The sequence below is a fragment of the Candidatus Eisenbacteria bacterium genome (assembly GCA_035712145.1).
GTDB lineage: Bacteria > Eisenbacteria > RBG-16-71-46 > RBG-16-71-46 > RBG-16-71-46 > DASTBI01.
This window is the reverse complement of the sequence record DASTBI010000264.1, coordinates 1-9816: the sequence shown is the minus strand read 5'-3', so window position 1 is coordinate 9816 and position 9816 is coordinate 1. Positions and strand designations below refer to the sequence as shown.

Here is a 9816-nt window from a genome sequence, read left to right as displayed (position 1 = left end):
TCCGCCGCGCTGATCAGTGAGAAGGGCGTCCTGGCCGCGATCGCCGAGGAGCGCATCAACCGCCGCAAGCACTGCGCGGACTTCCCGATTCTGGCCATCCAGGAGGTGCTGCGGATCGCGGGAGCCAAGGTCACCGATCTCACCGATATCGCCGTGGCCCGCGCGCCATTCGCCAACATGCAAGCCAAGGCGAGGTTCCTCTTGCAGTATCCGGAGAGCGGGATGGAGATGGCGCGGCGACGCTTCGCGGTGCATCAGGCGGTGCAGGGGACGCCGGACCGCATCTGCACCGAGCTCGGTATCCCTCGCGACCGGCTCAAGGCGGCCTTCCATCAAGTCGAGCACCACGTCGCCCATGCGGCGTCGGCGTTCTTCTGGTCGCCGTTCGAGCGCGCCACCGCGCTCACCATCGACGGCGCGGGGGACTTCGCCACCACGCTCGCCGCGCTCTGCGAAGGCAACGACATCCGCGTGCTGCGCCGCAGCTTCTGGCCCCATTCCCTGGGCGTGTTCTACACCGCGCTCTGCCAGTTCATCGGCTTCGACCGCTACGGCGAGGAGTACAAGGTCATGGGGCTCGCCGCCTACGGGCGCGACCGCTTCTCGTCGGTCATGCGCGACCTCGTGGCCTACCGCCACGACGCGGGGCTGCGTCTGAACCTCGATTACTACGAGCACCATCGCACGACGACCTCGTTCGAGACGATCGTGGAAGGCGAGATCGTGCTGCCTCGCCTCTGGGGACCGAAGCTCGAGCGGGCGCTGGGCCCCGCGCGCCCGCGCAACAGCGAGATCGGCGAGCGCGAGCAGGACATCGCCGCCTCGGTCCAGAAGCGCTACGAGGAGGTGTTCCTGGAGATGGTCTCGGCCGTCGTTCGCGAGACCGGCCAGCGCGACATCGTGATGGCGGGTGGGTGCGCTCTCAACTCGGTGGCCAACGGACGGATGATCACCGAGGGCTACGTCGACCGCGCCTACTTCCAGTCCGCGGCATCCGACGACGGCACCGCGATCGGCGCCGCACTCTACGTGCTCCACACCAAGCACCGGGCGGCGCGCAACGGACCCGTCACCCATTCGTACTGGGGCACCGAGTGGGGCGACGCGCAGATCGAGCCGGCCGTGCGCAAGAACGGACGGCCCTTCCGCAAGCTCGAGCGTCAGGATCTGCTGGACGTCACCACGGAAGCGCTGGCCAAGGGCAAGATCGTGGGCTGGTTCCAGGGCCGCGAGGAATGGGGTCCACGCGCGCTGGGGAACCGCAGCATTCTGTGCAACCCCGCGGTGCCCGACATGAAGGCCACGCTGAACGCCCGCATCAAGAATCGGGAGCCGTTCCGTCCTTTCGCGCCGATCATCCGCGAGGAGGACCTGCCCACGGTGTTCGAGGGCACCCACCCGGTGCCGTTCATGATCATCGTCTACAAAGTCCGCCCGGAGTGGCGCCCCAAGCTCCCCGCCATCACGCACGAAGACGGCACGGGACGCGTGCAGACCATCAACCGCGACCAGAACGCCCTCAGCTACGACTTGATCACGACGTTCCAGCAGCGCACGGGCGTGCCGGTCTTGCTCAACACCTCGTTCAACGAGAACGAGCCGATCGTGCACACCCCGGAGCAGGCGATCGATTGCTTCGAGCGCACCCGGATGGACGCGCTCTGCATCGGCTCGTACTGGCTGGAGAAGTCCGAAGGCTGACCGTCGCTCAGCGGTCGTGCGGGGCGACTCCCGTAGCTCGTCCACGCCACTCCTCGAGCACTTCGTCGAGCGTCTTCGCGAGTGGGATCGTGGCCTTCCAACCGGTGTCGCGCAGGATGGCCGAAGGGTCTCCCACCAGGTAGCGCAGATCGGCGGGTCGCACGCGAGCCGGGTCCACCTCGATGCGGATGGGTCGCCGGGCGCGCTCGCCCAGCGCGGCGACCAGATCCGCGAGACGGATGCCCTGACCGCGGCATACGTTGTAGGCGGCGCCGGATCGCCCGCGTTCGAGCAGCGCGAGATAGGCCTCGACGACGTCCCGCACGTCGGTCAGGTCGCGGGTCACGTCGAGGTTGCCCACTCGCAGCACCGGCTCGCCTCCCGAGGACTCGATCTCCGCGATCTGACGGGCCACCGAGGGCACGAAGAAATGTTCGCGCTGACCGGGTCCGAAGTGGCCGAACGCCCGTACGCGCACCACGTCGAGGTCCCACATCGGCGCGCAGCTCTCGGCGATGACGTCCGCCGCCGCTTTCGACAGCCCGTAGGGACTGACGGGATGGAGCGGCGCATCCTCGGCGACCCGCGTTCCATCGGCCAGGGCTCCGTAGACTTCGCCGGTTCCGATCACCAGCACTCGCGCCTCTTTCGCCGTTGCACGGACGGCGGCCAGCAGGCTCAGCGTACCGAGGGCATTGACCCGATAGGTGTCCACCGGGCGCTCCAGCGAGAGCGCGCCGCTGCTCTGCGCCGCCAGGTGCACGATCGCATCCGGCCTCGCCTCGGAGAGCGCCAAGCGCAGCCCGGCTTCATCGACCAGGTCGGCCGTCCACCATGCCGCGAGGGGGGTCGGGTCTTCGGGCGCCTGGTCGATCCCGAGCCCGAGTGCCGTGTCCCCGCCCTCGGCGATGCGACGCGCCAGGTGACGGCCGACGAAGCCGTTCGCGCCGGTGATCAGGATTCGCGAGGTGCCCACCGTGCTCGAGCCGTCAGCGCGCGCGCCAGTAGTCCAACATGTCGCGCAGGGTCTGCTCGAAGGGGATGGTCGGCTTCCACCCCGTCACCTTCACGAACTTCGAGGAGTCTCCGAGCAGCACGGGCACATCGCTGGGCCGGAGGCGAGCCGGATCCTGCCGGACCTCGATCTTGGTCGTGGTCAGCGACAGCAACTGGTCGAGCACCTCGCGGATCGTCCACGATCGTCCGGTGGCGATGTTGTAGACCTCGCCGGGCTCTCCCTTCTCGAGCGCCAGCCAATAGGCCCGGACCATGTCACGCACGTCGGTGAAGTCGCGTTTGGCCTCGAGGTTTCCGACGTGGACCACGGGAGGTCTGCGGCCCTTCTCGATGTCGGCGATCTGCTTGGCGAAGTCGGAGGCCACGAACACCGGGCCGCGGCGCGGACCCTCGTGGTTGAAGCCGCGGGTCCGGACGCAGTCGAGCTTCCACGACATCCAGTACTGGTAGCCCAGCAGGTCCTGGCCGACCTTACTGACCGCGTAAGGGGAGAGCGGCCGCAGCGGGTTGGTCTCGCGGATCGGAATCTCGTCCGGGTACACCATGCCGTACTCCTCGCTGGAGCATGCGAGCTGGATTCGGCATTGGAGTCCCAGGCGCCGCATGGCTTCGAACAGATTGACCTGCCCGACGATGTTGGTGGTCAGCGACTCGGTCGGAGCGCTCCAGGAGGTCGGAACGAACGATTGTGCCGCCAGATGGAAGATCCAGTCCGGGCGCACCTTCTCCAGCGTGTCGCGGGTGGACGAGGCGTCCCGGAGATCGCACTCGAGAATGGTGATCTTGTCGGCGAAGTGCTCGATGTTCTCGGTGCGGCTGCGCCAGCGCTGGATGCCGAAGATCTCGCAGTCCCCACGTGACAGCATGTAGTCCACGAGATGGCTGCCGGCGAATCCAGTCACACCCGTCACGAGCACGCGGCGCATCGAGTCTCCTTCAAGCGACAGCGAGGGGGATGAACGGAAGGCCGAAGAAAGTAGGGGTTCGGCCGGGGAGCGTCAATGAGCGCCGGCGCACGGTGGGCGAACCGTTGACCATCCGCGCCGGCCGATCCTAGACTGCGCGCCCAATCATGAAACTGATTCCGACTCCGATAGCCGGCTGTCATCGCATCGAGCTCGACGTCCTCGGCGACGAGCGTGGGAGCTTTGCCTCGGTGTTCGACGTGAAGGTGCTGCGCACCGTCGACCCGGGCTTCCGCATCATGCGTGGAAACCGCTCCCATACCCGGCTCGCGGGCGCGATCCGCGGCCTCCATTTCCAGCGGGAGCCCGAAGCGGAGGACAAGCTGGTTCAGTGTCTGCGCGGCTCGATCTTCGACGTGTGCGTCGACTTCCGGCCGGCGTCCCCCACCTACCTCCGCTGGGTCGGCGCCGAGCTCAGCGCCCAAAACCAGCAGCTCTTGCTGATCCCGAGAGGCTGCGCCCATGGCTTTCAGACCCTGGTGTCGGACTGCCTCGTCGAATACTTCGTCACGGGGAGGTATTCGCCGGAGCACGAAGGCGGCTTGCGGTGGGACGATCCCGCGCTCGCGATCGCCTGGCCGCTACCCTGCTCTCAGACCTCGGAGCGCGACAAGGCGTGGCCGCTGCTGGGCGGCGCTAGCGCTTCCCGGTCTTGAAGCGCACCACCCGCCGGCGCGGCGGCTCGCTGTTCTCTTCCGCTTCGGCGACGAATTGGGCGCGATTCGGAAGATCGGCATCGTAAGCGGCCTTCACCGCGAGCGCCCAGTCGGCGGCGTCGAGCTCGGCCTTGGCGAGGCTTTTGGCGAAGGCTTCCGTCGCACGTCCCGCGGCGGCGCGGTAGCGAGCGTCCCCGGTCATCGCGGACAGCTCGCCCAGGAAGCGCACCGCCCGGGCGTTCTCGGAAGCGACGGAGCGCGCCTTTCGGATCGTTCCGGTCTTGCTCGGCATGGACTGCGTGCGGAAGCCGCCCTTCTCGTCCTGAAAGCGCGCCAGGAGGAGATCGCCGAGCGCGCGCGCGCGATTCGCGTCCTCGGTTCGCCCGCATAGCCGAGCCGCGTGGAGATAGGCGCGGCCCATCTCCACCTGGTCCATGAGCTGGGGCTCTTTGTCGATGTCGCCCATCGAGTTCCTGCGCACGAGACCGAGCGCCTCGTGCCGGTGCTCTTCCCACACCCGATCCAGGCTCAGAAGCGCGAAGCGCTTGCGCCGAGAGTCGTGAGTGGCGGCCGCATAGGCCAGCCAGCCGCGGATGATCGGACCGTTGGCCTCGGGCACGAGCTCGCGATCTCCGATCTGAGCCGTGACGAAGCCGCCGCGTCCGTCGAGGAGCACGCGCTCCGCCCAGTTCACCACGATCTCGGCATCGTCACGATAGGTGGCGTTCCCGGTCAACTGCCACGCCCTCACCAGCAGTTCCAGGCGCCGTCCATTGGAGTCGGCGCGCTTGTCCCCCACCTGCGATTCTCCGTCGGCCATGTTGGCGTCGTGGATATAGCCACCGGTGAGCGTGTCCATGAGGCCATGGGTCCACCGCAGGGTCGTCTCCGCCCTGCGCAGCCATTCCTTGTCCGCGCCCGCCTGCTGGAGCGCCAGCTCGACGGCGCTCTCGACCGGGGCCTTGGATTTCGTGACGAAGCCGCCGCGCGTCTCGTCATAAGCGGCCGCGACCTGGGCCGTGAGCTGTCGATGAACGGCCGGAGGGTCTCCGACGAGGCCGGTTTCGGTCTTCGCGAGCAGCAACACGAGCGCGAGTGAGTGCATGGCGATCTCCCAAGGGAAGGGACGCCATGGTTTTCGGCCGGCTCGGCCGCCGCCTTGACGGGAATGTCTACCCCAGCACCTTCGCGACCACGAGCAGCGCGATCAGCACACCCATCAGGCTCTCACCGGCGATGATGCCCGATGCCACCGGCACCGTGTACTCCTCGTGAACGGCGGGCTTCGCCTTCGAGAGCCACACCGCGGCGATCGATCCGAGGAACATCATGATCGCGTTGAAGCCGTTGATCGTGAAGGCAATGCCGAGCCCGGTGGCCGCGGGAATGAACTTCTTCTGCTTCGGAAACCACATCTCGAGGAGGGGAAGCAGGATGCCGACCAGGCTTCCGATCAGCAGGCCCGTTTGAGCGGTGGGATGCAACGATCCGACGCCCTTCGAGAGCAGCTCCGCGACCCCTCGCCACACCTGCGCCGCAGGCGCCGGCCACTGCTCGGTGCCGAGCACGGAGCCATTGGGCACCAGCAGGAAGAACACGGGCACGACGACCAGCCCGCCGGCGAGCACGCCGAAGAACTGCGCCAGGAATTGCTGCCGGGGCTTGGCGCCGAGCAGGTAGCCGCTCTTCAGATCGGTGAGCAGATCTCCCGCGTGGCTGCACGCTCCTGCCGTGATGTTGGCAGTCATCAGATTGGTCGAGATGTCCCCGGGCCTGATGGCGCCGAAGGCGAGCTGCGTGATCTTCGAGAGCGGGCCGGTGGGCGTGATGTCGGTCTCACCGGTCGCCCGCCCGGCGACCACGACCAGGAAGAAGGTGAGCACGACCGCGATCGCCCCCATCCACCACTCGATCCCGAAGATCGAGTTGCCGAGGACGACCGCCGCGGCGCCTAGCACCAGCATTCCGCCCAGGAACCAGGAGCCGGGGACCTCGATCCTCTCCAGAGGATCGTTCGCGGAAGGCTTGCGCTTGAGGAACGTGGTCAGCGTGCTGAAGGCCCTGACCACCGTCTTCCACTGCATGAAGAAGAGCAGGAGTCCCGAGGTCACCATCATGGGAACGCCGATCCACAGGCTCCAGGACGAGATGCGCCGCAACGCCGAACCGCCGCTGTCGGCGATGATGCCGGCGTCCATCATGATGGGCGCCAGCACGCAGTAGTTGATCACCGCGCCCAGCATCATGCTCCAGGCCTGGCGGAAGCCGAGAATGGCTCCGGCGGCGACGAACAAGAGCGACCCCTCGAGCGACATCGTGAGCTGGTTCAGCTTGTAGCTCCCGATCGAGATCCAGTCCGTTCCCCAGGTGGCGCGGATCTTTGGATACTTGAGCCACGACGCCCATGTCGGCGACACCAGCTCGCGGAACGGCGCCCACGAAGGCATCCAGGCCAGCTCGGTGACCTTGAGCCACACGCCCTCCGCGTCTCTCAGCCAGGTGATGACGGCGCCCGTCAGCCCCGCCAGCCCGAGGGCCCGAGCCTGGCGCTGGGCCTTGTCCCCCTTGGTGTGCAGCGCGCGCAGGGTGGTCGCGGCCGCGATGCCGCTCGGATAGGGAAGCTGCTCGATGTTGATCATCTGGCGCTTGGCGGGAACGGCGAGGAACACCCCGAGCCACGAGATCACCACGATCCACAGGAACGTCGGCCAGATCCCGGGAACGGCCTGAGGGTTCAGCATCATCAACGCCGGGATCGCGTTCACCAGCCCGGCGCCGGTCATGTATCCCGCGGCCGAGGCGCAGGACTGCATGGCGTTGTTCTCGAGGATGCTGAAGTCGGGGAACCACTTGGGGAACGCCTTGTGAAGCGTGGCGAAGATCGCGTAGGCGAGGATGCACGAGGTGATGGCGACCCCCATGCTCCAGCCCGCCTTGAGCCCGATGTAGACGTTCGACACGGACAGGAAGCCGCCGAGCAGCATGCCCATGATGAGGGCTCGCAGCGTGAGCTGCGGCACGTGGTCGCCGGCGTAGACGTTTTCGTACCAGTCGCGCTCGATCTGTTCGGCCGTGCGCGGGGTTTCGACCGCAGGGATCCGTTCGGTCGCCACGTGTCCTCCTATGGGGTGTTGCCCGCGGGGGACCACAGGGTGGCCGAGGCGGCCGCCCGATCTCAAGAGGTTTCGAGACTCAGCGAGGGAGTTGAGCGCGCCACCCCGTGACCTGATCCCTGCGGGCTCCGGCCGGCTCGGCGCCGAGGAAGGCGTCGATGGCGGCGCGGGCCGACTTGGCGCGTGAAGAAGTCGGAGCGAGCTGCCATGCGCGGAAGCGCGCTTCCGCGACCTCGTATCGCGCGTCGCTGCGGGGCGGTCCGGACGCCGCGAGCGGCACCACCTTGGCCCATGCGGCCGCCGCCGCATCGAACGCCGACGGGGTTCCCATGGAGTCCGCGCGCCGTGACGCGGCGCGCGCACGCTCGAGCGCCGCGCTGGCCTTGGTAGAGACCGGCTCCTCGAGGTAGCCGTACGTGGCATCGCCGGCGGCCTTGCCCTGGGGCGATGCGAGGGTTCCCATGCTCGGTGACGTGGGTTTGACGGCGGGCGCTTTCGCCAGGGGGCCGTCGAGCACCGTGACCGGGCGCAGCGTCACGAGCGCCTCGGATGATTCCCCTTCGATCCGCACCTGGAGCCGCGTGGCTTCGTAGCCGACCGCCATGACCGACAGCTCGTGCAGACCGGCGGCCGCGTCGAAGCAGAAGCGCCCGTCCGGCCCGGCGTTGGTCACGAGTCCGCGGTCGGCGAGCGCCACGGTGGCGCCAGGCACGGGACGCTGGCGCGCATCCACCACCCGGCCGCAAAGACGAGTGGAGGCGTCGCGATCCCGGGGCGCGAGGTTCGCGGTGGGTTGCTGCTCCATGGGTGACGCCGCCTGCGGCTTGGCCGAAAGGGCGCTTCGCGATCCGGTGGTGGGTGACGCGGGCGCCGGCGCCTGGGCGAAGGACCTGGACTGTCCGGACACGGGCACGTCCTCGCCGGAGACGCTGCGCCGGACTTCCTGAGCGCGCAGGGGCGCTGCGCCGGTCGAAGCCTCTCCACGCGCGGGTGGCTCGGCTTGCGGCGCGGGTGCGCTCTGCGGCGCTTCGCGGAGAGCGCCGGCTTCCTCCTGAGAAAGACTGGCCTGGTCGCCGAGCTTCGATTCCTTGGCTCCAGCACCGACGTCCTTCTGAGCTTCATCGCCGGCGGCGATCCTCTCCTGCTCGGACTGCGGGGGGTTGATCTCCTGTGCCTGGCGGCCGCGCTCGATCCGCGGGCTCTCGAGCAGCAGACGCTGATGCCGTCCGGTGAGCATGACGATGCCGGCGCCGCCGATGATGGCGGCGACGGCTCCGGCCCACGCGAGACGGCGAGGAGACGAGAGCCAGCCCCAGAAGCCCTCGCGGTCGAGACGGGCCTGAGCGCCCTTGAGGCCCGCGGCGCGGATGCGGTCCTCCACGCGCGCGGCGAAGTCCTGGAAGTACGCCTCTCCGGGGTCGTGGGTGAGCGCCGAGCGGAGGCTTGCATCCTGATTGGCAAGTGCTCTGAGCGCCTCCCGGCACGACGCGCAGCCGGCGAGATGACGCTCCGCCCGTTCCCGCGCTTCGCCGTGAAGCGCGTCGTCGAGCGTGGCGCTCAGCTCTTCAGGACGCAGGTGGCTCATGAGTCTCTCCGGTCTTTGCCGCGAGTCGTGTCTTCAGCTCGGTGCGCGCGCGTGACAGCCGAGACATCACGGTGCCGAGCGGAACGTTCAACGTCCTGGCGATCTCCTCGTATGACATCTCCTCGACGCCTCGCAGCACCAGCACGGCCTGGTGCTCGGGCGAAAGCTCCGACAGCGCCTGTTTCAGATGCTCCTTCTGCTCCCGGTCCATGACGGCGCGGCCGGGATCCTCCTCCTTCCCCCACTGCTGTCCTGCTTCGAGCAACGGCTCGAGCGGGGTCTCGGGCTTCCGTCGGCGGCTCCTCAGGAGGGAGAGCGCCAGGTTCGACGCGATCCTCGCGAGCCATGGATAGAGCGGCTCGCCCACGCGAAAGCGGCCGATCGCCTGATAGGCCCGCACGAAGGTCTCCTGGGCCAGGTCGTCCGCATCCGCGGGAACGCGTGTGAACCCATAGGCGACTCGGTAGATGGCCCGCTGATAGCGGATCACGATCTCCGAGAAAGCCCGCGAGTCTCCTGCCTGAGCCGCACGAACGAGCCCCGCCTCGTCGGCTGCCGTCTCGTTCGTAGTACGCCGCCCCGCCTCACTCATTCCGCAACGGCTTACTCCCGTGGCAAAGGGCCTGTCAAGGCTGTGCGGCCTTCTGACTTAGCCAGGCGCTCCCTCCGGGGCGGGTGGCTCATCGCGGGCTCGCCAGCGAATTCGGAGCGTTTCCACGGTCGGGCAGCTCGTTTTGCGACGAGCGCTCCGATCGCAAACACGCTACTCCGCGCTCGTC

8 protein-coding genes are annotated in these 9816 nt (G+C 68.0%); 2 read left to right on the top strand and 6 right to left on the bottom strand.

The window, feature by feature from the left end; all coding sequences use genetic code 11:
* A partial coding sequence (locus VFQ05_18530; protein HET9328767.1) for a carbamoyltransferase C-terminal domain-containing protein occupies positions 1-1701 on the top strand: 1701 nt, incomplete at its 5' end.
* Between the two features lie 7 nt (positions 1702-1708).
* Here the strand turns inward: VFQ05_18530 and VFQ05_18525 are convergent.
* Positions 1709-2677 carry a GDP-mannose 4,6-dehydratase gene (locus tag VFQ05_18525; protein ID HET9328766.1) on the bottom strand — a complete coding sequence of 323 codons (969 nt, stop codon included), beginning with the start codon at positions 2675-2677 and terminating at the stop codon, positions 1709-1711.
* A 13-nt stretch (positions 2678-2690) separates the two neighbouring features.
* Complete coding sequence (locus VFQ05_18520; protein HET9328765.1) at positions 2691-3644, bottom strand: GDP-mannose 4,6-dehydratase; 954 nt, start codon at positions 3642-3644, stop codon at positions 2691-2693.
* Positions 3645-3790: 146 nt separating this feature from the next.
* On the opposite strand from VFQ05_18520, the gene rfbC reads away from it, so the two are divergent.
* A complete protein-coding gene (gene rfbC, locus VFQ05_18515; GenBank protein HET9328764.1) occupies positions 3791-4339 on the top strand; it encodes a dTDP-4-dehydrorhamnose 3,5-epimerase in 549 nt (182 codons plus the stop codon).
* Here the strand turns inward: rfbC and VFQ05_18510 are convergent.
* The 4 genes from VFQ05_18510 to VFQ05_18495 form a co-directional block, all read right to left on the bottom strand.
* Positions 4320-5444: a hypothetical protein gene (locus VFQ05_18510; GenBank protein ID HET9328763.1), complete on the bottom strand. Its 1125-nt coding sequence runs from the start codon at positions 5442-5444 to the stop codon at positions 4320-4322. The two genes, rfbC and VFQ05_18510, sit on opposite strands and share 20 nt — an antisense overlap.
* 67 nt (positions 5445-5511) lie before the next feature.
* Positions 5512-7452, bottom strand: coding sequence for an OPT family oligopeptide transporter (locus VFQ05_18505; protein ID HET9328762.1), 1941 nt, complete (start codon positions 7450-7452; stop codon positions 5512-5514).
* A 79-nt stretch (positions 7453-7531) separates the two neighbouring features.
* Entirely contained in the window at positions 7532-9037 is a 1506-nt protein-coding gene (locus VFQ05_18500) for a carboxypeptidase regulatory-like domain-containing protein (protein HET9328761.1), read from the bottom strand.
* The gene (locus VFQ05_18495; protein HET9328760.1) at positions 9018-9629 is read right to left on the bottom strand and encodes a sigma-70 family RNA polymerase sigma factor; all 612 of its coding nucleotides are present in this window, start codon (positions 9627-9629) and stop codon (positions 9018-9020) included. The genes VFQ05_18500 and VFQ05_18495 overlap by 20 nt, the downstream gene beginning before the upstream one ends.
* Between the last annotated feature and the right edge of the window lie 187 nt (positions 9630-9816).

Excerpts from the sequence above, each read along its gene's own strand:
- VFQ05_18495 (HET9328760.1), bottom strand. The coding sequence starts at position 9,629 with ATGAGTGAGGCGGGGCGGCGTACTACGAACGAGACGGCAGCCGACGAG.
- VFQ05_18520 (HET9328765.1), bottom strand. The coding sequence starts at position 3,644 with ATGCGCCGCGTGCTCGTGACGGGTGTGACTGGATTCGCCGGCAGCCAT.
- VFQ05_18510 (HET9328763.1), bottom strand. The coding sequence starts at position 5,444 with ATGCACTCACTCGCGCTCGTGTTGCTGCTCGCGAAGACCGAAACCGGC.
- VFQ05_18500 (HET9328761.1), bottom strand. The coding sequence starts at position 9,037 with ATGAGCCACCTGCGTCCTGAAGAGCTGAGCGCCACGCTCGACGACGCG.
- rfbC (HET9328764.1), top strand. The coding sequence starts at position 3,791 with ATGAAACTGATTCCGACTCCGATAGCCGGCTGTCATCGCATCGAGCTC.